This is a genomic window from Rhizobium lentis (assembly GCF_014200175.1).
Taxonomy (GTDB): Bacteria; Pseudomonadota; Alphaproteobacteria; order Rhizobiales; family Rhizobiaceae; genus Rhizobium; species Rhizobium mulingense.
Genome location: NZ_JACHBD010000001.1, coordinates 664,738 through 688,892, shown reverse-complemented (window position 1 = coordinate 688,892; position 24,155 = coordinate 664,738). Strand labels below are relative to the sequence as shown.

Here is a 24,155-nt window from a genome sequence, read left to right as displayed (position 1 = left end):
AAGTGATTCATTTTCCGGCTTCATGCTTTTTATGTGGCTCGATAATTTCCCGTGGTCAGGCTTTTTGAATTCGATAGCGGAAATGACGATGGAATGGCATTCTTAGGCAAGCTAGCAACGGGTGCCGCAATGCAAGTGACAATCCCTGCCGCAACGGCCAATCTGTTGAAATTGATCGATGCCGCTCTTTCCGGTGAGGAGGTGGTGATCGCCAAAGGGCGCAAGCCCGTGTGAAGCTTGTTCCGGTTGTACGGTCCTCTTTCAAAATCGGCTTGCTCAAAGGGCAAGTCATCGGAGACAAGCCGGATTTCTTTGAGCCGATCGATGAGGGCGCACTCGCGGTCTGGAAAGGGATCGGTTGAGTTTGCTTCTGCTTGATAGGTTTCCAGCGTTCGATCACATGGATTATCCGTATAATTTGGATGGGCTCAAGCAGTCAGCTCACCCCGATGGTCAGCTCGGCCACGAAGTCATAAGCATCGCCGCGATAGAGCGAGCGGGTGAATTCGACGGCGCGGCCGGAGCCGAGATAGGAGATGCGCTCGATCGACAGGCCGGCGGCGCCGACGGGGACGCCGAGAAGCTGGGCGTCGGCTTCTTTCATATTGGTCGCCGAAATGCGCTGTACGGCGCGTACCGGACGGACGTTGAGGCGTTCGAGTACGGCGTAGAGCGAATTGGTGACGGCGGAGGGGTCCGGCAGGAATTCGCCGGAGACGCTGGCGTTTTCGATCGCCAGCGGCTGGTCGTCGGCGATGCGCAGGCGGGAGAGACGCGAAACCTTCACGTCGGTGCCGAGCCCGAGGATCATCATCTCGTCGGGCGAGGGGGTATGGACGCCCTTGTGCAGCCATTCGGAGCGCGAGCTCATGCCGCGGCGCGCCATATCCTCGGTGAAGGAGGTGAGTTGCGACAGGCGTTGCTCGACCTTGGAGACCGGCTTGGCGACGAAGGTCCCGGAGCCATGGCGGCGCACCAAGAGGCCGTCGGCGACGAGCTCGTCGATCGCCTTGCGTACGGTGACGCGGCTGACGGCGGCAAATTCGGCGATGTCGCGTTCCGGCGGAAGCGCATCACCGTGGCCGAGCGTGCCGGTGCGCACGGCTTCTTCAAGTGTGCGGCGGAGCTTGACGTAGAGCGGGCCGGTGCCGGCCGCCTGCAGGCGCTGCAAGGACAGGAGGGTGGCGAGGTCGTCGGTCATGCCGCACCTCTCTGCTTATCGTTCAGAAGCTTGACCGCAAGCTCCACCGCGCCCTGCAGGGCATCGTTCTTCGGCCTGGCGAGCAGCGGCTTGTAGCGTTCGGAAAGCCAGGGCTCGTAGGCTTCCGCAAGGCCGCCGAGCAGGCAGATGGACGGGCATTCCGGCCAGAGCAGCGCGTCGAGGCTTTCGCCGATCGCCGTTGCGGCATCCCTGACGATGCCGACCGCAACCACATCACCCTCAGCGGCGTGCTTGAAGACCATGGGCGCGTAACGGGCGAAATCCTTCGGCCGTGCCGTATGGGCGAATTCGACGATCCGCTCCGGGTCGTTGCCGTATTCGGTCATGACCGCTTCGGTGATCGGCGATGCCGGGCGAACTCCGTCATGGGCGAGCAGCGAACGTTCCATGAGATCGCGGCCGAGGCGGGCGCCGCTTGCCTGGTCCCCGACGATGAAGCCCCAGCCGCCGATACCCTTGAGCCGGCCATCTCTCCGGGCACTATAGACCGAACCGGTGCCGAAAGCGCCGACGATGCCGTCGGCATCGCCGAGCGCGCCCTGCAGGGAGATCAAGGCATCGGTGACGACACGACCTTCGGTAAAGGGCAGGGCTCTTTCGATTCGTTGGCCGTAATCCATGACGTTTGCGCCCGCGACGCCGACGACTGATACAACAGAGGCCACGGATTCCGCGTCAAGGCCAGAGTCGCTGAGCGCCTGCCGGGCGGATTCGACGATGTTGAGCAGAGAGTTTTCCAGGTCAGACAGGATGTTGGCAGGGCCGGCCTTACCGCGGCCAAGGACGTTGCCGTCTCTATCTGCGACCGCTGCCCGGCAGCTCGTTCCACCGCCGTCTATGCCGATTGCAAGCTCCTTCATCGGGCCTCCGATACGCCGTTCCCTCGGGTTTTTCATACAATACCAAAAAAATACCATTTACCAAGTGGGGACGGCGGCAAAAATTCATCTTTTTATCTTGTTGATATTGCAGGGTAAATTTTTTTAAGCAGTTTTTGGCGGCCGAAAAGTTAAATTTGGCTGGACAATTGGTATTTTTTTGGCATTAATTTGACAAAAGGGAACAGCAATCGAAGCCCGCGAAAACCGGCAGCAAAGCTAAGTCGGAATCGCTTCGAGGATGATCAGGGAATGATCCGCCGGCTTGCATGCGGGCGGCGAATTCACGGATCCATCGGCTGTCCATTTCTTTCGCCGCGCCGGCGCAGGCTACCCTGCAAGGTGCGCAGTCCGACCGTAGGCGCTCCGCTTTCGGTCCATCGAGCTTTCGGGGCCGGCAGCCGCTGGCGGCCCTCCAAGGGGCATTGGGTGTTTTCTCAGACGCGCCAATTGCTTGTTTCAGATTGAAAACGGCGCCTTCGGCGCTAAAAACAGGAGAGGGAAATGAAAAACACTGCTCTGAAAAGCTTGCTGCTTGCCTCCAGCCTGCTGACGCCGGCAAGTCTCGTCCACGCTGCCGACGTTACGCTGACGGTCGAAAGCTGGCGTAACGACGACCTGCAGATCTGGCAGGAGAAAATCATTCCGGCCTTCGAAGCCAAGAACCCGGGCATCAAGATCGTCTTCTCGCCGACCGCGCCGACCGAATACAATGCCTCGCTGAACGCCAAGCTTGATGCCGGCTCTGCAGGTGACATCATCACCTGCCGTCCGTTCGATGCTTCGCTCGAACTGTTCAACAAGAAGCAGCTCGTCGACATCACCAGCCTGCCCGGCATGGAGAATTTCTCGCCGGTCGCCAAGGCCGCGTGGACGACAGATGACGGCAAGTCCACCTTCTGCGTGCCGATGGCTTCGGTCATTCACGGCTTCATCTACAACAAGGATGCCTTCGACAAGCTCGGCATCTCCGTGCCGAAGACGCAGGACGAGTTCTACGCCGCACTCGACAAGATCAAGGCCGACGGCACCTACATCCCGCTCGCCATGGGTACGAAGGACCTCTGGGAAGCCGCCACCATGGGCTATCAGAACATCGGCCCGAACTACTGGAAGGGCGAAGAAGGCCGCAAGGCGCTGATCGAAGGCAAGCAGAAGCTGACCGATCCGGAATGGGTCAAGCCTTATGAAGAGCTTGCCAAGTGGAAGCCGTATCTCGGCGACGGTTTCGAAGCCCAGACCTATTCCGACAGCCAGAACTTGTTCACGCTCGGACGCGCCGCCATCTATCCGGCCGGTTCGTGGGAAATTGCCCTGTTCAACAGCCAGGCGCAGTTCAAGATGGGCGCCTTCCCGCCACCGGTTCCGAAGGCTGGCGACCAGGGCTACATCTCCGATCATCCGGATATCGGCGTCGCGCTGAACGCGAAGAGCACGCATTCCGAAGAGGCCAAGAAGTTCCTCAGCTGGGTTGCTTCGCCCGAGTTCGCCGATATCTACGCCAACGCGTTGCCAGGCTTCTTCAGCCTGAACTCCAATCCGGTTAAGATGTCGGATCCGCTCGCACAGGAATTCGTCTCCTGGCGTGGCCCGTACAAGTCGACTGTGCGTTCGACCTACCAGATCCTGTCGCGCGGCACGCCGAACCTCGAAAACGAGACCTGGGTCGAATCGGCCAACGTGATCAACGGCACCGATACGCCGCAGGTCGCAGCCGAAAAGCTCCAGAAGGGGCTCGACAGCTGGTACAAGCCGGCCAAGTGATGTGATCAGGGGTGGCGTCTAAAGCCCCTCGTCCTTCCTGCCGGCCACCTTCTCCCCACTTGCGGGGAGAAGGAGACTCTCAGGGACCTCCCAAAGCCCAATCTCATCAGGGCGCGTACCCTCTTCCAGGCAGATAGAGGGTAAGGGCGGGAGCATATTTTCCATCTCAGCTGCGCCTCGCGGCCATTCGACAAGGACAGGCAAAAGCCATGAGCGAAACCGAAAAGGCGATCGATATCGCCCCGATCAAGCGCCCGGTCCGCTGGCACATCTTCGTCTTCATGCTACCTGCGGTGATCGTCTATTCCGCGGTCATGGTGCTGCCGCTCATCGAGACGCTCAGGCTTTCGCTTTACAATACGGTCGACGGGCAGCCGGCCTTCGTCGGGCTCGCGAATTTCAAGGTGCTGTTCGGCGATCCGCGCTGGGCGCATGATTTCTGGAATGCGCTCGTCAATAACCTGATCTTCTTCGCCATCCATATGTGCGTGCAGAACCCGATCGGCATCGCGCTCGCAGCCCTGCTTTCAGTGCCGAAGCTGCGCGGCGTCGCCTTCTACCGCACGGCGATATTCCTGCCGACGCTGCTTTCCTTCGTCATCGTCGGCTTCATCTGGAAGCTGATCCTGTCGCCGATCTGGGGCGTGGCGCCCTGGATGCTCGATCTCATCGGGTTGAAATTCCTGTTCGCACCCTGGCTCGGCAAGCCCGGATCCGCGCTGATCGCTGTGTCGCTGATCTCCAACTGGCAATATATCGGCATCCCGATGATGCTGATCTATGCGGCGCTTCTCAGCATCCCCGAAGAGGTGATCGAGGCGGCCGAGTGCGACGGCATTACCGGCTGGGCGCAGTTCTGGAAGATCAAGCTGCCGCTCATCCTGCCGGCGATCGGCATCATCTCGATCCTCACTTTCGTCGGCAATTTCAACGCCTTCGACCTGGTTTACACAGTGCAGGGGGCGCTCGCCGGCCCCGACATGTCGACCGATATTCTCGGTACGCTGCTCTACCGCACCTTCTTCGGTTTCCAGCTGCAGCTCGGCGACCGCTCGATGGGCGCGACCATTGCGACCGTGATGTTCCTCATCATCCTCGCCGGCGTCTCGCTTTATCTCTTCGTCATCCAGCGGCGCATGCGTCGCTACCAATTCTGAGGAGCGCGCATGTCCAAGGCACGCACATCTCCCATCCGCACCGGCCTCGTGCATCTCGCGCTTTCCGCCTATACGCTGGTCGCGCTGTTCCCGGTGTTCCTGACCATCGTCAACTCGTTCAAGGATCGCGCCTCGATCTTCCGCGAGCCGCTGATGATCCCGACGCCGTCGACCTTCAGCCTCGTCGGCTACCAGACGGTGCTGGGACAGGGCGATTTCGCCACCTATTTCCAGAACAGCTTCATCGTCACGATTATCTCGATCCTGCTCGTGCTGCTCTTCGGCGCCATGGCGGCCTTCGCGCTCTCGGAATACCGCTTCCGCGGCAACATGCTGCTCGGGCTCTACATGGCGATCGGCATCATGATCCCGATCCGTCTCGGCACTGTGGCAATCCTGCAGGGCATGGTGGAGGCCGGTCTCGTCAACACGCTGACCGCGCTGATCCTCGTCTATACCGCGCAGGGCATACCGCTGGCGATCTTCATCCTGTCGGAGTTCATGCGCACCGTTTCTGACGATCTGAAGAATGCCGGGCGCATCGACGGACTATCCGAATACGCGATCTTCTTCCGCCTGGTGCTGCCGCTGGTGCGTCCCGCCATGGCAACGGTTGCGGTCTTCACGATGATCCCGATCTGGAACGATCTCTGGTTTCCGCTGATCCTGGCGCCCGCCGAAGCGACCAAGACGGTGACGCTCGGTTCGCAGATATTCATCGGCCAGTTCGTTACCAACTGGAACGCGGTGCTGGCGGCGCTGTCGCTCGCGATCCTGCCGATCCTGATCCTCTACGTCATCTTCTCGCGGCAGCTGATCCGCGGCATCACGTCGGGAGCCGTCAAATGAGCCACGAAAAACCGATCCGAGTCCTCGTTGCCGGCCTCGGCAACATGGGCCGCAGCCACGCGCTTGCCTATCATAACAATCCCGGTTTCGAGATCGTCGGTCTCGTCAACCGCTCGGCGCCGGAGCTGGAGCCCGAGCTCCAGGGCTATACCATTCATCCCGACTTCGCGACGGCGCTTGCCGAACTGAAGCCGGACCTGTGTTCGATAAACACCTATTCCGACAGCCATGCCGATTATGCCGTCGCCGCCTTCGAGGCGGGCTGTCATGTGTTCGTGGAAAAGCCGCTGGCGACGACCGTCGCCGATGCCCAGCGGGTCGTCGCGGCGGCTAAGAGGGCGGGGCGCAAACTGGTGATCGGCTATATTCTTCGCCATCACCCGTCCTGGATGAAGCTGATCGAAGAGGCGCGCAAACTCGGCCCGCCTTACGTCTTCCGCATGAACCTCAACCAGCAGTCCAGCGGCCCAACCTGGGCGACGCATAAGTCGCTGATGCGCACGACCTCGCCGATCGTCGATTGCGGCGTGCACTATGTCGACGTCATGTGCCAAATCACCGATGCGAGGGCCGTCGAGGTGCGCGGCATGGGGCTGCGCCTCTCCGACGAGATCGCCGCTGGCATGTATAATTATGGCCACCTGCAGGTGCTATTCGAAGACGGTTCGGTCGGCTGGTACGAGGCCGGCTGGGGGCCGATGATTTCGGAGACAGCCTTCTTCGTGAAAGACGTGATGTCACCGAAGGGCGCCGTGTCGATCGTCATGGATCCGAACGCCAGGTCCGACGATATCGACACCCACACCAAGACATCAGTGATCCGTCTGCACACGGCCGAAACCGGCCCTGACGGCAAGTTTATCCGGCCCGACCAGGATATGAGGATGACGGGCGAGCCCGGTCATCAGGCGCTCTGCGACCTGGAACAGGCCTTCATGCTGAGGGCGATCCGCGAGGATCTCAACCTCGACCGCCATATGGCGGATGCAGTGGCGTCGCTGCGCATCTGCCTTGCCGCCGACGAGAGCGTGCGTACCGGCCAGCCGGTCAGATTGTAAGGAAAAATCAGTGGGATCGCTTCAACTCAAATCCATCCGCAAGACCTATGGCACGCATGAGGTGCTGAAGGGCATCGACCTTGAAGTCAAAGACGGCGAATTCGTCATCTTCGTCGGGCCGTCGGGCTGCGGGAAGTCGACGCTCTTGCGCAGCATTGCCGGCCTCGAGGACGTCACCTCGGGCGGCGTCGTCATCAATGGCCGCGACGAGACGCTGACGCCGCCCGCCAAGCGCGGCATCGCGATGGTGTTTCAGTCCTATGCGCTCTATCCGCACCTGACGGTCAAGGACAATATGGGCCTCGGCCTCAAGCAGGCCGGCACGCCCAAGGGCGAGATCGACAAGCGCGTCAGCAAGGCCTCCGGCATGCTGTCGCTGGCGCCGTATCTGGCGCGCCGGCCGGCCGAGCTATCAGGCGGCCAGCGCCAGCGCGTTGCGATCGGCCGCGCCATCGTGCGCGAGCCGGAACTCTTCCTGTTCGACGAGCCGCTGTCGAACCTCGACGCCGCGTTGCGCGTCCAGACCCGGCTCGAAATCGCCCGGCTGCACCGCAGCCTGAAGGCGACGATGATCTATGTCACCCATGACCAGGTCGAGGCGATGACGCTGGCCGATAAGATCGTCGTGCTGAATGCCGGCACGATCGAGCAGATCGGCTCGCCGATGGAGCTCTACAACCGTCCGGCCAACGTCTTCGTCGCCGGTTTCATCGGCTCGCCGCAGATGAATTTCATCGCGGGCGAAAAGGTTGGTGATCACAGCGCCAAGACAATCGGCGTGCGTCCCGAGCATATGACGCTGTCGCGCGAGCAGGGGAGCTGGGCGGCGAAGGTCGTGCATGTCGAGCATCTCGGCGCCGATACGATCATCTATCTCGAATCCGACCAGTGCGGCCTGCTGACCGCCCGCCTCTTCGGCGAACACCAGTACGAGCCGGACGAGATCGTCTACGCCACGCCGGATCAGGCGCGGGTGCATCGCTTCGATGTGGATGACCGGGCGATCCGCTGAGGGAAATGAAGGATCAATCGCTCAGCCATGAGCTGGTATTGTGGCTCCTTTCGCCCGCCCCATCCTCCGTCATGCTCAGCCCTGTGCCGAGCATCCATGCAGGCATCCATCAGCGGAGGGGATGATCCTCGGCTCAAGGCCGAGGATGACGGAGTTTGGGGTGCGTTTCTGTCAAACTCGCCCCTGGCGCACAGAGACGCACCGTGCCGGTGCTTCGTCAGACAAAGCGCGTCGCCTGAAACGTGACTCAACGACGCGCTTTAGCTCGTCGTTTCCCGCAACCGTTGGACGCTAGCGGGCGAGATGCATCAGCGCTGACCTTCTTCCGTCATTCAACAAAAAGCGCAGTTTCCGCGGCGCCCTCTTTCATGAGCGGGATCGGCAAATTCAATCGCTGATGACGAGCAAGTCGGCCGCCATGAAACGCAGCGTCACGGTTTCACCGGCCTGCGGTGGGGTGACGCCGGGGCTGTTGAACATGTCGAAGGAGATGACATTGCCGCCGACATTCATGCGGGTGCGGATGACCGAGCCCAGGAAGTGGGCCGAGACGACTTGGCCGGTCAGCGCCGTATCGCTTCTGGCGGTGTCGGAGAGCGAGCCGGCTTCCGGGCGCAGCGCCAGTGAGATGGTTTCTCCGGCCTTGTGAGCTGCGACCGACTGCTTCAGGGTGATCTTCTGATCGCCGATCCGGATGAGATTGGCGTCGGGATCGACGACCTCGGCTTCGATCAGATTCAGTGTGCCGACGAAGGAGGCGACGAAGCGGGTCGCCGGCTTGTTGTAGATTTCGAAAGGCGAGCCGATCTGGTCGGCCTTGCCGGCGTTCATCACGACGATGCGATCGGAGATCGACAAAGCCTCTTCCTGGTCGTGGGTGACGAAAACGGTGGTGATGCCGAGCTGCTGCTGGATCTGGCGGATTTCCTCGCGCAGCGACACACGGATCTTGGCGTCGAGGGCAGACAGGGGCTCGTCGAGCAGCAGCACCTGCGGCTTGACGGCAAGCGCGCGGGCAAGCGCGACGCGCTGCTGCTGGCCGCCCGAAAGCTGGTAAGGATAGCGGCCGGCCAGGTGATCGAGCTTGATCAGGCCGAGCATTTCCTTGACGCGCGCGTCGATCTCGGGCTTCGGAGCGCCGGCGACCTTGAGGCCGAAGGCGACGTTGTCGTGCACGGACATGTTGGGGAACAGGGCATAGGCCTGGAAGACCATGCCGATATTGCGCTGGTTCGGCTTCAGCGCGCTCTGGTCCTTGCCATTGATGGTTAGCGTGCCGCCGGTCGGCGTTTCGAAGCCGGCGATCATCCGCAGAACCGTCGTCTTGCCGCAGCCCGACGGCCCGAGGAAGGAGATGAATTCACCCTTCTCGATGTTCATGTTGAAATTCTTGACGACCTGAACCGGGCCGAAGGATTTCTGGAGATTGTTCAGTGTGAGAAAAGACATGAGCCGGTTACCTTAAGCCTTTGCCGGGCGGGCTTTGCCGAAGCGGGAAACGAGATTGAGCAGGCCCATGCTGAGCCAGGTGATCGAGAAGGCGATGACGGCGAGCGCCGAAGGCTCATAGGCCTTGTTGGCGCCGACGAGCTGCAGGTACGGGCCGAAAGCCGGGCGGTTGAGAAGCGCGGCGAAAGTGAATTCGCCCATGACGATCGCCAGCGTGATAAAGGCGCCGGAGAGCACGCCGCTCATCACATTCGGGAAGATGCAGCGGAACATGATGGTCGTCCAGCGCGCGCCGAGGCTTTCGGCCGCCTCCGTCAGCGTGCGGACATCAATGGCGCGCATGGCGGTATCGACGGCACGGTACATATAGGGCAGGGACAGCGTGATATAGGAGAAGACCAGCAGGGCATTGGTGCCGGTTGTCGAACCCGTCAAGGGCAGGTAGGACGACGAGTTGTACATTCTGAGGTAGCCGAAGACGATGACGATTGCCGGAATGACCAGAGGCAGCAGCGTGATGAATTCGACGACTGGACGCATCTGCGGCAGGCGCAGCCGCACCCAATAGGCCGTCGGTACGACGAGCAGCATGCCGAAGATGATGGTCAGGAGCGCCATCAGCATGGAATAGCCGAAGGTCTGGTGGAACTGGGCGTCCGAGAAAACCGATTCATAGGCGTCGAGGCTGTATTCCCCACGGCGCATTCGCAGTGAGAACTCGATCGTGCCGATCAGCGGAATGACAAAATAGGATGCGCCAAGAATGATGGCGATCCAGGCTCCAAGGCGTTGTGTTTTCATTTCTGCCACCGCTCAGCGCGCACGCGCAGCATGAGGTAAAGGACGTTGGAGACGCCGGTGATGACGATCATGCCGAGCGCGATGGCGTAACCGAGGTTGGCATTGTGCAGAACGTCGCCACGGATCTGCGCATAGAGCAGGATCGGCACGATGTTAAGCGAGCTGCCGGTCAGCGCGAAGGCGGTGGCGATGGCGCCGAAGGCGTTGGCAAAGAGAAGCAGCGTGGTGCCGAGCAGGCTCGGCCAGAGGATCGGCAGCGCGACCATCGTCCAATATTGGCGGTTGGTGGCGCCGAGAATCTCAGAGGCTTCGCGCCATTCCTTCTTCATGCCGTCGAGCGCCGGCGTCAGGATAAGTACCATCAGCGGGATCTGGAAATACATATAGGTAATGGTGAGGCCGAAGAAGGACAGCAGGTTGAAGCCGGTGCCGTAGAGATTGAAGCCGAACCATTCCCGCAGGAAGACCGTCACGAGGCCGGTGCGGCCGAGCGTTGCCAGGAAGGCGAAGGCAAGCGGCACGCCGGCGAAATTCGAGGCGACGCCGGAAAAGGTCAGCAGCGTCGAGCGCACCGAGGCGGGCAGGCCGCCGAGCACGACGGCCCAGGCGAGGAAGAAGCCGATCAGCGCGCCGCCGAGAGCGGACGCCACCGAGACCTTGATGCTGATCCAGTAGGCGCTCATGATCGATGGAGTAAAGAGATCGCCGATATTCTTCAGCGTGAAATCGCCCTCGGGCGTCAGGAATGCGCCCGCCACGAGATAGAGCGTGGGGATGATCAGGAACAGCAGAGAAAAAATGATGAAGGGTGCAATGCCCAGCCAGTCGATCACGCGGTCTTTGTTGATCAAGGGGGCGCTGCTCACCATCGGCGTTGAAACGGTACTCATGAAAAGCTCATCCTGGGCATCGGGGTGAGAAAACCTCCCCGCCTTTAAGGGCGGGGAGGCCGGATCGGAGTTTACTTAACGTTGGCGCCGACGACGCTATCCCAGTTCTTGGTGATGGTTTCCTTGCCGGCGGCCTGCTCTTCGAGCGTCGGGAAGACAGCCTTTTCATAGGCTGCTGCCGGCGGCAGCTTGTCGAGCAGTTCCTTCGGGATCTTGTTGTTCTTGGCAAGATCGTTGAAGCGGATCGGGTGGCAATAGCCCTTCAGCCAGCCGAGCTGACCTTCGTCGGAATAGAGATATTCCATCCAGAGCTTGGCAGCGTTCGGGTGCGGAGCGAAGGCGGAGATTGCCTGGACGTAAACGCCGGCGACGACGCCCGTCTTCGGAACGACGACTTCGAACGGCGGATTGCCCTTCAGGCTTTCACCCCAGGACATCGCGTTGTAGTCCCAGGCGACGATGATCGGCGTGGAGCCCTGTGCGAAGGGAGCGGCCTTGCCGACGACAGGCACGAAATTGCCGTTCTTGTTCAGTTCGGCGAAGAATTTCAGGCCTTCTTCACCTGCCTTGGCGGCGTCGCCGCCCGATGCGGAAAGACCAGCGGCATAAACGCCCTGGACAGCCTGGTTGGCGGTGCGCGGGTCACCTGCCAGCGCGACGCTGTTTGCGTAGTCGCTCTTCTTCAGGTCGGCCCAGTCGGCCGGCGATTCCTTGACGAGATCCTTGTTCACGAGGAACGAGAGAACGCCGTAGTAGTCACCGTACCAGTAGCCTTCCGGATCCTTGGCCGTATCCGGGATCGAATCCCAGGTGGAGACCTTGTAAGGCTGAATCAGGCCATCTTTCTTGGCAGAGGGGCCGAAGGAGAGGCCGACGTCGATGACATCAGGAGCCTGCGGGCCGGTGTTGCCCTTGTTGGCCTTGATGGCTTCGACTTCGTCGCCCGAACCGGCATCCGGGTTCAGCTCGTTGACTTCGAGGCCATACTTGGCCTTGAAGCCGGCGATGACCTCGCCGTAGCCGCACCAGTCGTGCGGGAGAGCGATTGTGGTCAGCGTGCCTTCCTTCTTGGCGGCGGCGATCAGTTCAGCGCTCGGTTCTGCGGCGGCAATCGCGGTCGAAGCCACGATCATCGCAGTAGAAAGCGACAGAAGTCGAGAAATGTTAGAGATCACTGTTGTTCTCCTTCGGGTTTTCAGTGTCTGGCGATCTGTTAATCAGCTTACATGAAGCTTGTGTGACGGCTGCGTGACGGCGATTTTGCATGAATAGCAGGCGCTTGTGACAGATGTGCCATTTGCGACAGCGCGGTTTGTTTCCGCAAAAATCCGCCATTGTTTTCTCCCTCTTGGTCTTGCCCTCCTAACCCGGTTTGCGGAAGAGTTTGGTCTGCTCGAACAGACCCTCCAGTGTCTTCATGCGTTCCTTTGTCTCGTCCCATGTGGAGTTCTGAACGGCCTCGATCAGCGCCTCGACGATGAAAAGAGTGACGACGGAGGAATCCCAGGCCGAGGGCGCTTCGATCCGGACCCGGAAGGCGTGGCGGGCGAGCTTGGCGGCGGGTGAACCCCATTGGTCAGTGAAGACGACAATTTCGGCGCCGCGCTTGCGGGCGGCGGTGGCGAGGCTCACCATCTCCTGCTCGTAGCGGCGGATGTCGAAGATGATCAGAATGTCGCCGGCATTCATGTTGAGGACATATTGCGGCCAGCTGCTGGAATTGGAAGACAGCAGCGTCGTCGCCGGCCGGATCACCTGCATATGGGTGAAGAAATATTCGGCAAGCGCGCCGGTGATGCGGCCGCCGACGAAATAGAGGCCGCGCTTGCGGTCGGAGAGCAGCGAGGCGACGCTGTCGAAGGTCGCGGTGTCGAGATCGGTCAGCGTCTGGCGCAGATTGCCCATTATGGCATCGGCGAAGCGGTTGAGAATGTGGGTGCCCGGGGCGTTCTGGGCCCAGCGGTCATGTTTGGCGATCGGGTTCGATATCGTCGCCTCGACCTCCAGATGCAAATGCGCCTGAAAGTCCGGATAGCCCTTGAAGCCGAGCTTCTGCACCATGCGCACCACGGTCGGCGTCGAGACGCCGGCATTCTCGGCGATGGTGGTGATGCTGCCGAGACCGGATACCGGATAATTGTCGAGAAGGCTTTCGGCCAGTTGCTTTTCAGCGCGCGTCAGCACCCCGAAATGCGAGTGTATGACGTCCGAAACCGTCTTCGACGCAACTGTCACCTGATACGCTCCCCGGGATGGTCTGGCGCCATTTTCCCAATCGAAGTTAACAACGCTGTCACAATCCATGTCAACTGCTGTCATGAAAAGAAATTTTCAGAGGATGCTTGACACTCGCTGGAACCTGAAGAATTCTTTTCTAATAAGGAATTTGTTAAGGAGTGGCGCCTTTGGTGCTGGCCCGGCCGAAAATCCTCAGTGAAGCCGACGGCGATTGCGTCGGGATCGAACGCGCCGGCGGCCGGAGCCCGGTGCTTCTCGTCTGTGAGCATGCTTCGAATACGCTTCCCACCCAATTCGGCGATCTTGGCCTGCCCAGCGAAGCGCTCTTAAGCCATATTGCCTGGGACCCCGGGGCTCTTTCGGTCGCTCGCGGCATATCGCAGGGGCTCGATGCGACGCTTGTCTATCAGCGTTTCTCCCGGCTCATCTACGATTGCAACCGGCCGCCGAGCTCGCCCGGCGCCATGCCTGAGAAAAGCGAGATCTATGCCATTCCCGGCAACAAGGATTTGACCGCCGAGGAAAAGCTTGCGCGCACCGACGCGCTCTACGTGCCCTTTCACGATGCCGTTCGCGGGCTGATCCGCGATCGCCGGGCGAGGGGGCAGGACAGCGTCATCGTGACGATCCACAGCTTCACACCGGTTTATCACGGTCGCGAACGCGCGGTTGAGCTCGGCATATTGCACGACGAGGACAGCCGGCTTGCCGACCGCATGCTGGACGCCGCCGTCGAGGCGCCGCTCTACAGGACGGAACGCAACCAGCCTTACGGACCCGAGGATGGCGTGACCCACACGCTGATCCTGCACGGGCTTTCGAACGGCTTGCGCAATGTAATGATCGAGGTCCGCAACGACCTCATTTCAGACGATGTCGGCCAAGGGGTCATGGCCGACTATCTAAAAGGGCTGCTCCAGCAAAGCCTGGACGCCTGATAAAAAGAAGACCCGAGGGAGCAGTTTAACTGCGGACGTCCGCATGGCAAAAATGCCGCGGGCAATTGGCACTGGACCGGCCCGCAATTCCGCGGCCGGTCGTGAACAGGGGGAAGTCATGTCGGACTATACCGAACTGGACAAGAAGCAGGATGTGCACATCCTGCATTCGATGGGCTATGCCCAGGAACTCGAACGGCGAATGAGCTCGTTCTCGAATTTCGCCGTATCATTCTCCATCATCTGCATTCTCTCCGGCGGCATCAACTCGCTGGCGCAGGCGACTTCGGGCGCCGGTGGAGCGGCGATCGGTATCGGCTGGCCTGTGGGATGCTTCATCTCGCTCGTCTTCGCCATCGCCATGGCGCAGATCAGCTCGGCCTATCCGACGGCCGGCGGGCTCTATCACTGGGGTTCAATCCTCGGCAACCGCTTCACCGGCTGGTTGACCGCCTGGTTCAACCTACTCGGTCTCGTCACCGTGCTCGGCGCCATCAATGTCGGCACCTATTATTTCTTCATGGGCGCGTTCGGCACCAGCTATCTCGGGCTGACCGACACGACGACGGTACGCATCGTCTTCCTGGTGATCATCACCGGCGCTCAAGCGCTCGTGAACCACATGGGCATCGGACTGACCGCGAAGCTGACCGACTTTTCCGGTTATCTGATCTTTGCGACGTCGATCGCCCTGGCGGCCGTCTGCCTCATTGCGGCGCCCTCATACGAGATCGGCCGCCTTTTTACCTTCGCCAACTATTCCGGCGAGGTCGGCGGCAACGTCTGGCCCTCCACCTCGGGCGCCTGGGTCTTCCTGCTCGGACTGCTGCTGCCGATCTACACCATCACCGGTTATGACGCCTCGGCCCATACCTCAGAGGAGACGGTCAAAGCCGCAGAATCGGTGCCGCGCGGCATGGTGTCCTCGGTGCTGTGGTCGGCGCTGTTCGGCTATATCATGCTGTGCGCCTTCGTCCTCATGCTGCCGAATATGGACGACGCAGCAAAACAGGGCTGGAACGTGTTCTTCTGGGCAATGGACAGCCAGGTCAATCCTGTCGTCAAGGACATCCTCTATCTCGCGATCCTCATCAGCCAGTGGCTGTGCGGCCTTGCGACCGTCACTTCGGTTTCCCGCATGATCTTCGCCTTCTCGCGTGACGGCGGCCTGCCGGCGTCGAAGGCGCTGTCGAAAGTCAGCCCACAGTACCGCACGCCGGTCGCCGCGATCTGGACCGGTTCGATCTTGTCGGTCCTGTTCGTCTGGGGCTCATCGCTGGTGTCGATCGGTGATACGCCGGTCTATACAATCGTCGTCTCGTGCACGGTCATCTTCCTGTTCTTCTCCTTCGCGATTCCGATCACGCTCGGTCTGTTCGCCTGGGGGACAGCGAAGTGGGACAAGATGGGACCGTGGAATCTCGGCGAAGGCATGTTCAAGCTCTTCGCAGTGCTCAGCGTCATCGCGATGATCCTGATCTTCGTTCTCGGCATCCAGCCGCCGAACGAGTGGGCGCTCTATATCACCGTCGGTTTCCTCGTGGTCACGGCGATCGTCTGGTTCGGCTTCGAAAGCCGCCGTTTCAAGGGGCCGCCGATCGGTGCTGAAGTGGCAAAGCGCCAAGCCGTGATCGCGGCGGCCGAAGCGGCTGTCGGCGAAAGCGGCGAAAACTAGGCGTCGACACTTCCCTCTCGAATGGCGGGGCCGCTCCTGCGGCCCCGCCACCGGTTCGACGAAAAGGCATCAGGCTCGCCATCCGGCCGAGCGCATGCTCTTTCGTCGCCCCGACCTTCTCAATTCCAATGTCAGGCGGATCAAACATGAGCAGCAGCTACACAATCGACGATCTCAGGACGGATGTTGCCGAAGGGCGCATCGATACGGTTCTCGCCTGCCAGGTGGACATGCAGGGCCGGCTGATGGGCAAGCGTTTCCAGGCGGAATATTTCGTCGAGAGTGCCTGGAAGGAGACGCACAGCTGCAACTATCTGATCGCCACCGACATGGAGATGGAGACCGTCTCGGGCTACAAGGCGACGAGTTGGGAAAAGGGTTACGGCGACTATACGATGAGGCCGGATCTTTCGACCTTGCGGCGCATCCCCTGGCTTGACGGAACTGCGCTGGTGCTCTGCGATGTGCTCGACCATCACACGCATGAGGAAGTCGCCCATTCGCCGCGGGCGATCCTGAAGAAGCAGGTGAAACGCCTCGAGGACATGGGCATGAAGGCCTACATGGCCTCCGAGCTCGAATTCTTCCTGTTCGACCAAAGCTACGAGGCGGCGCATACGGCGGGCTACCGCAACCTCAAGCTCGCCAGCGCCTATAACGAGGACTATCACATCTTCCAGACCACCAAGGAGGAAGAGGTGATGCGGGCGATCCGCACCGGGCTGCAGGGTGCGGGCATTCCGGTCGAGAACTCCAAGGGCGAGGCTTCCGCCGGCCAGGAGGAGATCAACGTGCGCTATGCCGATGCGCTCGCCATGGCCGACCGGCATGCGATCATCAAGAACGGCTGCAAGGAGATCGCCTGGTCGAAAGGCAAGGCCATCACCTTCCTTGCGAAGTGGAATTACAACGCCGCCGGCAGTTCCTCGCATATCCACCAGTCGCTCTGGAGCCTGGAGGAAAAGCCGCTTTTCTTCGACCATACCGGCAAATACGGCATGTCGCCGCTGATGCATAATTACGTTGCCGGGCTTCTCGCCCATGCAAGCGAGATCACCTATTTCCTGGCGCCCTACATCAATTCCTACAAGCGCTTCATGGCCGGCACCTTTGCGCCGACCAAGGCGATCTGGAGCAAGGACAACCGCACTGCCGGCTACCGCCTCTGCGGCGAGGAAACCAAGGGCATCCGCATCGAATGCCGCGTCGGCGGCTCCGATCTCAACCCCTACCTCGCCTTCGCCGCGCTGCTTGCCGCCGGCATCGATGGGATCGAGAACAAGATGGAGCTGGAAGCGCCCTTCGTCGGCGACGCCTATGGCGGCAAGGATATTCGCGAAATCCCGCGCACGCTGCGCGCGGCGACGACGGCGATGACGGAATCGGCGATGCTGCGCAAATCCTTCGGCGACGATGTGATCGACCATTACACCCGTGCCGCCGAGTGGGAGCAGGAAGAATACGACCGCCGCATCACCGATTGGGAAGTGGCGCGCGGGTTCGAAAGAGCCTAGTACGAGATTGCGGCTAGCTGCCCCTCACCCTAACTCCCCGCTTGCGGGGAGAGGGGACGTGCCATCGGAGAGGTGGGCTGAGCATGGAGAGGTAGCGGCCATCCCCCTTCGACCCGCAAGGGCTGAAAAGGTGCCGGCAGGCGGATGAGGGGCTATGGCCCTCGACGGAATTTTTGATCAATACGAGGACGGAAATCGATCATGGCAATGATCCAATGTATTTCACCGGTCGATGGATCGGTTTACGCGGAGCGTCCGGCGCTTTCGCTCGATGCCGCCAAGGATGTGGTGGCGCGAGCCCGCAAGGCGCAGAAAGCCTGGGCGAAGCGACCGCTCGAAGAGCGTGTGCAGCTGGTGCTGAAGGGCGCCGCGCGGTTGAACGAGATGTCCGACACCGTCGTGCCGGAACTTGCCTGGCAGATGGGCCGGCCGGTCAAGTACGGCGGCGAATACAAGGGCTTCAACGAGCGTTCCAACTATGTCGCCTCGATTGCGGCCGATGCGCTGGCACCGCTGGTGGTCGAGGAGAGCAATCGTTTCGAGCGTCGCATCGAGCGTGAAGCGCATGGCGTCGTCTTCGTCGTCGCGCCGTGGAACTATCCCTATATGACGGCGATCAACACGATCGCGCCGGCGCTGATGGCCGGCAATACGGTGGTGCTGAAACATGCCTCGCAGACGCTGCTCGTCGGCGAGCGGCTGGTGCAGGCCTTTGTCGAGGCCGGCGTTCCCGAGGACGTGTTCCAGAACGTCTTCCTGGATCACGAAACGACCTCGGCGCTGATTGCCGCCGGCAGCTTCAATTTTGTCAACTTCACCGGATCGGTCGAAGGCGGGCGGTCGATGGAGCGGGCGGCTGCCGGTACCTTCACCGGTCTTGGCCTCGAACTCGGCGGCAAGGATCCCGGTTACGTCATGGAGGACGCCGATCTCGAGGCGGCCGTCGATACACTGATGGACGGCGCCACCTACAATTCCGGCCAGTGCTGCTGCGGCATCGAACGCATCTATGTGCACGAATCCCTCTACGATGCCTTCGTCGAGAAGTCGGTTGCCTGGGTGTCGAACTACAAGCTCGGCAATCCGCTCGATCCCGAGACGTCGCTGGGGCCGATGGCGAACAAGCGCTTCGCCAAGGTGGTGCGCGAGCAGATCGCCGATGCAGTTTCCAAGGGTGCGAAGGCGCTGGTCGATCCGAAGCTTTTCCCTGAGGATGACGGCGGCGCCTACCTTGCACCTCAGATTCTCGTCGATGTCGACCATTCCATGGGCTTCATGCGCGAAGAGACCTTCGGCCCGGCGGTCGGCATTATGAAGGTGAAGAGCGACGAGGAAGCACTCGCCTTGATGAACGACAGCCAATACGGGCTGACGGCCTCGCTCTGGACCAAAGATGCCGAGCGCGCAGGGCGTCTCGGCCGCGAGATCGAAACCGGCACCGTTTTCATGAACCGCGCGGACTACCTCGATCCGGCGCTTTGCTGGACCGGAGTCAAGGAAACCGGCCGGGGTGGCTCGCTGTCGATCATCGGCTTCCAGAATCTGACCCGTCCGAAATCCTTCCACCTGAAGAAAGTCACAGCATGAGCAGCAGCAACATCACCGCAAATTGGAGCTATCCCACGTCCGTCAAGCTCGGCCGGGGCCGCATCAGCGAACTGGCCGACGCCTGCAAGAGCCTCGGCATCAAAAAGCCGCTGCTGATCACCGATCGCGGTCTCGCTTCGATGGCGATTACCAAGAACGCACTCGACATCCTCGAAGATGCCGGACTCGGCCGGGCGATCTTCGCCGATGTCGATCCGAACCCGAACGAGAAGAACCTCGAAGCCGGCGTCAAGGCCTTCAAGGATGGCGGCCATGACGGAGTCGTCGCCTTCGGCGGCGGCTCGGGCCTCGACCTCGGCAAGTGCGTCGCCTTCATGGCCGGGCAGACCCGGCCGGTCTGGGACTTCGAGGATATCGGCGACTGGTGGACGCGGGCGAGCCTCGAGGGCATTGCGCCGATCGTCGCGGTGCCGACGACGGCCGGGACCGGATCGGAAGTCGGCCGCGCCAGCGTCATCACCAACTCCGTCACGCACGTGAAGAAGATTATCTTTCATCCGAAGTTCCTGCCCGGCGTTGTGATCTCCGATCCGGAATTGACGGTCGGCATGCCGAAGATCATCACGGCCGGCACCGGCATGGACGCTTTCGCCCATTGCCTGGAGGCCTATTCGTCGCCCTTCTATCACCCGATGTCGGCTGGCATCGCGCTCGAAGGCATGCGGCTCGTCAAGGAATTCCTGCCGCGCGCTTACAGGGAAGGCACGGATATCGAAGCCCGGGCCAATATGATGGCCGCCGCCGCCATGGGCGCGGTCGCCTTCCAGAAGGGGCTCGGTGCCATCCATGCGCTGTCACACCCGATCGGCGCCGTCTACAACACCCATCACGGCATGACCAATGCGGTTGTCATGCCGGCGGTGCTGCGCTTCAACCGCAAGGCGATCGAGGAGAAGATCGGCCGCGCCGCCGCCTATCTCGGCATTTCAGGTGGTTTCGACGGCTTCTACGATTATGTGCTGAAGCTTCGCGCCGAACTCGGCGTGCCGGAGACGCTGACGGCGATGGGAATCGCCCCCGACCGCATTGACGAATTGTCGGCCATGGCGATCGAGGATCCGAGCGCGGGTGGCAACCCGGTGGCCATGACGCTCGAAAATACCAAGGCGCTGTTTAGGGACTGCTTCTGAGATCAGAGTAGCTGTCCCGCAGATTAGCCCGGAGAGCTTTAGCCTTCCGGGCTTTTTCAGTTTTGGGAAGATCCTGAACTTTAGGGATGTGAAAAATACCGGCTGCAATTTCGCCGCGTGTGTTTGGAATTTGTTAACCATGATTAGAAAGGATGGATTAACCGCACGATGCTCCGATGGTGCGTAAAAGAGCAATTCCGGCTCGCACCATTTCCTTCCGAGGACCGAACATGCCTGTCATCACATTCGCAAATACCAAGGGCGGCGCCGGCAAGACGACCGCTGTTCTGCTGCTCGCGACCGAGCTTGCCCGCAAGGATTTCCGAGTCACCATTCTCGACGCCGACCCGCAGCACTGGATTTCGCGGTGGCACGAGATCTCAGGTCACGTGCCGAATGTTTCGGTGATCGATTTCGTGACCACCGCCTCACTGCCTCAGCATATCAGCGAGAACAAGCACAATACCGACTACTTCATCGTCGACCTGCCGGGTGCGCGCAATCCGCTGCTCGCCACCGCCGTCGGCCTTTCCGACCACGTACTGATCCCGATCCAGGGCTGTGCGATGGATGCGCGCGGCGGCGCGCAGGTGCTTGAACTGCTCCAGTACCTGGATGAGAAGGCAGGCATCAAGATCGGCCATTCGGTGGTGCTGACCCGCGTCAATTCGATGGTGACAACCCGGGCGCTGCAACTCGTCAAGTCGCTGCTCAGCGAGCGGCACGTGCCGGTGCTCGACACCGCGATCATAGAACGCTCGGCCTTCCGCGACATCTTCGACTGCGGCGGCACGCTGCACACGATCGACCCGGCGCGCGTCAGCAATCTCGACAAGGCGCGTGAGAACGCAACCTGTTTTGCCGAGGAAATGATGCGCAAACTGCCGGTCCGGCTGACGGCCTCGGCCCGCATGGCGACGGCCGCCTGACTATCCCCTGTGATGAAACGAAAAAGGCCGCCGGAGCGATCCGACGGCCTTTTCATATGGCTGCACTGTGGTTCAGTCGACGAATTCGACCGTCACGCCCGGCTTGACCATCTTGGCCAGCTCTGTCGCGTCCCAGTTGGTCAGGCGGATGCAGCCGTGGCTCTGGGTGCGGCCGATCTTGGAGGGCTCGGGCGTGCCGTGGATGCCGTAGGTCGGCTTGGAAAGCGCCATCCAGACGGTGCCGACCGGGCCGTTCGGGCCGGGCGGAATGTTGAGGATCTTGTCGTTGGCACCCTGCTGAAAGTTGATCTTCGGGTTATAGGTGTAACCCGGATTGAACGCGACGCGCTCGACCGTCACCGTACCGGACGGCGAAGGGGTGTCGGTTGAGCCGATCGAAGCCGGGTAGGCTGCGATGAGATTGCCGGCGCCGTCATAGGCGAAAACCTGTTTGCGCCCCTTGTCGGCGATGATGCGGGCGACCTCCCCGGTCTTCGCTTCGCCGGGATTGACGACCTTGATCACCGTGCCGGGAACGCTGAAATCGGCGCCGGGGTTCATCTCCTTGAGGAAGGCCTCGTCCATATGGAAACGCTCGGCCAGCATTTCCGTAATCGAGGTATAGGCGAGCGACGGCAGCAGCGCCTTATGCGAATAATCTTCCGGAATCTCCGCGACGAAGGGACCAGCGGCATCGGCCGGCGTGATCGTATAGCTGACAACGGGCAGACCGCCGTTCATGCGCAGCTCTTCGAGAATCGCATCGGTGTCGTTGGGGTCGAGTTTTGACCCCGTCATCTGGTTGTAAGCATAAATGCCCTTGGTGACGTTCGAGCCCATATGCCCATCGATGACGCCGGGAGAAATGCCGGCGCGGTCGAGGAAGACCTGCAGCGCGACGATCTCGGGCTTCGACTTGTTCTTCAGCGTGATCACGGGCTCGTCAGGCGCGGACTTCGGCGCATCGGCGGGCGGGATCTGCTGATCGGGATCGATCGAGGCGTAATCGTCTCCCGATTGCGGATTGCCGATACTGTTGTCGTCCGGATAGGGCTCCTCGCCGAGCGGCAGACGCTCGATCGCTGCATCGCGCGGGATACCGCCGGTGACGGCGCCGCGCTCGGAATAACGTGTGTCGCCATAGGGGTTGTCATCGGCATAATAGGGATCGTTGCCACCCTGGTCGGCATAGACCTCGCGCGGGCCGGGCCGGGGCGGATAGTAGCCGCGGGCGCGCATCTCGGTGGCGACGACGTTGCCGTAGGCGTCGATCAACACACGGTTGCCGCTGCGATCGCGGGCATAGGCAAAGCCGGGGGGGACATAATCGAGGATTTCGCCGTTCGGCGTGACCAGCACGATATCGCTCTGGCGGCGGTCGCGGAACTGCTGTGCGCCTGCCTCAGGCGCTGTAACGGCAAAGGCTGCCAGCACGGCCGCAAGCGAAAATGCCGATTTCAAAAAGCGATTCACGTCTCACACCTCGAACAGTGACTGGGCCGACACACACCCGCGAATTTTGACGCTAGTGTGGAATTTATGAAGCCGTGCTGAACAAAATATGAAAATCACTAAGATTTCCTTTTACTCATAAACGTTTGCGTCTCTGCGTCAGTTCCGCAAAATCCATGGTTGCGGCAAAAACACAAGATGGAAACGGCGCGGATTGACGAATGGTGGTGCGAAACCTAACCCTACGGCGGCCGATAAATCCCTGAGGAGACCCCAAGATGATCGAATTTGCCGCCGCAAGCGGGCCACGTTTGATGCTCGATGAAACATCGGTGCTGGATATCGCAGGATGCATCGTCGAAGGCGTCGACATCGCGCCGAAGCGCGCTATTCCCGATGACGGCGATCCGCGAATCGATCACTCGCTCGAAGGCTTCCTCTTCACCTGCGGGCCGGATCATATCCGCCATCGCCAGCCGATTGCCGATCGGGCCGACGGCAAGGTCTATCCGCTGCACGGATCGGCCTCCGGCCATCCGGCCAAGGTGCTGTGGACGAAATACGAAAACGGCAATGCCGAATGCCGCGCCGATATCGATATTGTAACCGTCGAGGGACTGCCGCAGCGCATCGAACGGCTATGGCGGATCGACGGGGCAACCGGCGAAGTGCGGCTCGAGGACCGGGTCGTCAATATCAGCGACCGGACGGTGCCGACCTTCCTGATGTATCACATCAACACCGGCGGCAGATGGCTGGACGCGGGCACGCGGCTCGAAGGGCGAATGCTGGAAAATGGCGGTTTCCCCTGGGCATTCGGCGACGAGCCGGGCGGTATCTTCTGCGTGTCGGCGCCGGCGACGGAGGCGGGCCTGGCGGAAGTCCGTCTCGGACCGATCGCCGCGATCGGCGACAGGACACTGAGTGTGCGTTTCCGTACCGATACGCTGCCCTATCTGCAGGTCTGGCGGAACCAGAAGGCGCCGGCCCATATCATCGGAATAGAGCCGGTCTCGCATCGCTGGGTGTTGCGTGACGAGCTCGAGGCGGCCGGCGAATTCAATATGCTGGCGCCCGGCGAACGCCGTAGCTACGTGCTGACCTTCGCCTTCCTGTGAGTGAAGTCTTGTTGACGCTCGCCGGCCTCCGGCGTAGACCTTCAGCCCAGGATTTATGAGGAGACAGCACGATGGATATTCGCCAGATCGACGATGAATATTCGGTTTCGGGGCAGATCACGCTCGAGGATATCGACGAGATCAAGGCGCTGGGGTTCAAATCGATCGTCTGCCACCGCCCCGACCATGAGAGCCCGGATCAGACCTCGTTCTCAGTCATCGAGGCGCGCGCGCGAGAACTCGGCCTCGAGATCACCCATGTGCCGGTTGGACCGATGGGCGTAACCGAGGAGGCGGTGCAGGGCATGGTCGACGCGCTCGATGAATTCCCCCGGCCGATGCTCGGCTATTGCCGCTCCGGCGCCCGCTCGACGGCGATCTATCAGAAGACCCACCATATCCGCAGCTAGGCCCCGGTCCGGCCTGCCGATTTTCCGGCGCTGCACCGCAGCGCCGTCACCTTCCATTCACTT

At 61.1% G+C, this 24,155-nt stretch carries 21 protein-coding genes and 1 pseudogene; 14 read left to right on the top strand and 8 right to left on the bottom strand.

Annotated features, from left to right (window positions below; all coding sequences use genetic code 11):
- Positions 1–129 precede the first annotated feature (129 nt).
- A pseudogene (locus tag GGI60_RS03350) lies at positions 130–362 on the top strand (type II toxin-antitoxin system Phd/YefM family antitoxin).
- Between the two features lie 74 nt (positions 363–436).
- Here the strand turns inward: GGI60_RS03350 and GGI60_RS03345 are convergent.
- Together GGI60_RS03345 and GGI60_RS03340 are read right to left on the bottom strand one after the other, a co-directional pair.
- Positions 437–1,201 (bottom strand): GntR family transcriptional regulator, encoded by a 765-nt coding sequence (locus GGI60_RS03345; RefSeq protein ID WP_183912613.1) that lies wholly within the window; start codon positions 1,199–1,201, stop codon positions 437–439.
- Positions 1,198–2,082: an N-acetylglucosamine kinase gene (locus tag GGI60_RS03340; protein ID WP_183912614.1), complete on the bottom strand. Its 885-nt coding sequence runs from the start codon at positions 2,080–2,082 to the stop codon at positions 1,198–1,200. The genes GGI60_RS03345 and GGI60_RS03340 overlap by 4 nt, the downstream gene beginning before the upstream one ends.
- A gap of 522 nt (positions 2,083–2,604) precedes the next feature.
- On the opposite strand from GGI60_RS03340, the gene GGI60_RS03335 reads away from it, so the two are divergent.
- From GGI60_RS03335 to GGI60_RS03315, 5 genes are all read left to right on the top strand, one after another.
- Complete coding sequence (locus tag GGI60_RS03335; protein WP_183912615.1) at positions 2,605–3,864, top strand: ABC transporter substrate-binding protein; 1,260 nt, start codon at positions 2,605–2,607, stop codon at positions 3,862–3,864.
- A gap of 209 nt (positions 3,865–4,073) precedes the next feature.
- Positions 4,074–5,021, top strand: coding sequence for a carbohydrate ABC transporter permease (locus GGI60_RS03330; RefSeq protein WP_183912616.1), 948 nt, complete (start codon positions 4,074–4,076; stop codon positions 5,019–5,021).
- 9 nt (positions 5,022–5,030) lie between these two features.
- On the top strand, positions 5,031–5,870 hold the full coding sequence (locus tag GGI60_RS03325) for a carbohydrate ABC transporter permease (protein WP_183912617.1): 840 nt from the start codon (positions 5,031–5,033) through the stop codon (positions 5,868–5,870).
- Positions 5,867–6,928: a Gfo/Idh/MocA family protein gene (locus tag GGI60_RS03320; RefSeq protein ID WP_183912618.1), complete on the top strand. Its 1,062-nt coding sequence runs from the start codon at positions 5,867–5,869 to the stop codon at positions 6,926–6,928. The genes GGI60_RS03325 and GGI60_RS03320 overlap by 4 nt, the downstream gene beginning before the upstream one ends.
- 10 nt (positions 6,929–6,938) lie before the next feature.
- Positions 6,939–7,940 carry an ABC transporter ATP-binding protein gene (locus GGI60_RS03315; RefSeq protein WP_183912619.1) on the top strand — a complete coding sequence of 334 codons (1,002 nt, stop codon included), beginning with the start codon at positions 6,939–6,941 and terminating at the stop codon, positions 7,938–7,940.
- A gap of 387 nt (positions 7,941–8,327) precedes the next feature.
- Here GGI60_RS03315 and GGI60_RS03310 read toward each other — a convergent pair whose 3' ends face one another.
- The 5 genes from GGI60_RS03310 to GGI60_RS03290 all read right to left on the bottom strand — a co-directional run bounded on the left by GGI60_RS03310 (position 8,328) and on the right by GGI60_RS03290 (position 13,315).
- Complete coding sequence (locus GGI60_RS03310; protein WP_183912620.1) at positions 8,328–9,389, bottom strand: ABC transporter ATP-binding protein; 1,062 nt, start codon at positions 9,387–9,389, stop codon at positions 8,328–8,330.
- A gap of 12 nt (positions 9,390–9,401) precedes the next feature.
- Positions 9,402–10,190: an ABC transporter permease gene (locus tag GGI60_RS03305; RefSeq protein ID WP_183912621.1), complete on the bottom strand. Its 789-nt coding sequence runs from the start codon at positions 10,188–10,190 to the stop codon at positions 9,402–9,404.
- A complete protein-coding gene (locus GGI60_RS03300) occupies positions 10,187–11,080 on the bottom strand; it encodes an ABC transporter permease subunit (protein ID WP_183912622.1) in 894 nt (297 codons plus the stop codon). Before GGI60_RS03300 ends, GGI60_RS03305 begins: the two co-directional genes overlap by 4 nt.
- A 71-nt stretch (positions 11,081–11,151) precedes the next feature.
- On the bottom strand, positions 11,152–12,255 hold the full coding sequence (locus GGI60_RS03295; RefSeq protein ID WP_183912623.1) for an ABC transporter substrate-binding protein: 1,104 nt from the start codon (positions 12,253–12,255) through the stop codon (positions 11,152–11,154).
- A 187-nt stretch (positions 12,256–12,442) separates the two neighbouring features.
- Complete coding sequence (locus tag GGI60_RS03290) at positions 12,443–13,315, bottom strand: MurR/RpiR family transcriptional regulator (RefSeq protein ID WP_085737826.1); 873 nt, start codon at positions 13,313–13,315, stop codon at positions 12,443–12,445.
- Positions 13,316–13,485: 170 nt separating this feature from the next.
- Between GGI60_RS03290 and GGI60_RS03285 the strand changes: the two genes are divergently transcribed.
- The 6 genes from GGI60_RS03285 (at position 13,486) to GGI60_RS03260 (ending at position 21,112) form a co-directional block, all read left to right on the top strand.
- Positions 13,486–14,256, top strand: a complete 771-nt coding sequence (locus tag GGI60_RS03285; protein WP_183913865.1) for an N-formylglutamate amidohydrolase — start codon at positions 13,486–13,488, stop codon at positions 14,254–14,256.
- Between the two features lie 118 nt (positions 14,257–14,374).
- Entirely contained in the window at positions 14,375–15,931 is a 1,557-nt protein-coding gene (locus tag GGI60_RS03280) for an amino acid permease (protein ID WP_183912624.1), read from the top strand.
- A 146-nt stretch (positions 15,932–16,077) separates the two neighbouring features.
- Positions 16,078–17,445 (top strand): glutamine synthetase family protein, encoded by a 1,368-nt coding sequence (locus GGI60_RS03275; RefSeq protein WP_183912625.1) that lies wholly within the window; start codon positions 16,078–16,080, stop codon positions 17,443–17,445.
- 201 nt (positions 17,446–17,646) lie between these two features.
- Entirely contained in the window at positions 17,647–19,032 is a 1,386-nt protein-coding gene (locus tag GGI60_RS03270) for an aldehyde dehydrogenase family protein (protein WP_183912627.1), read from the top strand.
- Complete coding sequence (locus GGI60_RS03265; RefSeq protein WP_183912629.1) at positions 19,029–20,183, top strand: iron-containing alcohol dehydrogenase; 1,155 nt, start codon at positions 19,029–19,031, stop codon at positions 20,181–20,183. The genes GGI60_RS03270 and GGI60_RS03265 overlap by 4 nt, the downstream gene beginning before the upstream one ends.
- 230 nt (positions 20,184–20,413) lie before the next feature.
- The gene (locus tag GGI60_RS03260; protein ID WP_183912631.1) at positions 20,414–21,112 is read left to right on the top strand and encodes a ParA family protein; all 699 of its coding nucleotides are present in this window, start codon (positions 20,414–20,416) and stop codon (positions 21,110–21,112) included.
- A 72-nt stretch (positions 21,113–21,184) separates the two neighbouring features.
- Here the strand turns inward: GGI60_RS03260 and GGI60_RS03255 are convergent, their stop codons facing one another.
- A complete protein-coding gene (locus GGI60_RS03255; protein ID WP_183912633.1) occupies positions 21,185–22,585 on the bottom strand; it encodes a L,D-transpeptidase in 1,401 nt (466 codons plus the stop codon).
- A 257-nt stretch (positions 22,586–22,842) separates the two neighbouring features.
- On the opposite strand from GGI60_RS03255, the gene GGI60_RS03250 reads away from it, so the two are divergent.
- A complete protein-coding gene (locus GGI60_RS03250) occupies positions 22,843–23,682 on the top strand; it encodes a DUF4432 family protein (RefSeq protein ID WP_183912635.1) in 840 nt (279 codons plus the stop codon).
- A gap of 71 nt (positions 23,683–23,753) precedes the next feature.
- On the top strand, positions 23,754–24,092 hold the full coding sequence (locus GGI60_RS03245; RefSeq protein WP_183912637.1) for a TIGR01244 family sulfur transferase: 339 nt from the start codon (positions 23,754–23,756) through the stop codon (positions 24,090–24,092).
- Positions 24,093–24,155: the final 63 nt, after the last annotated feature.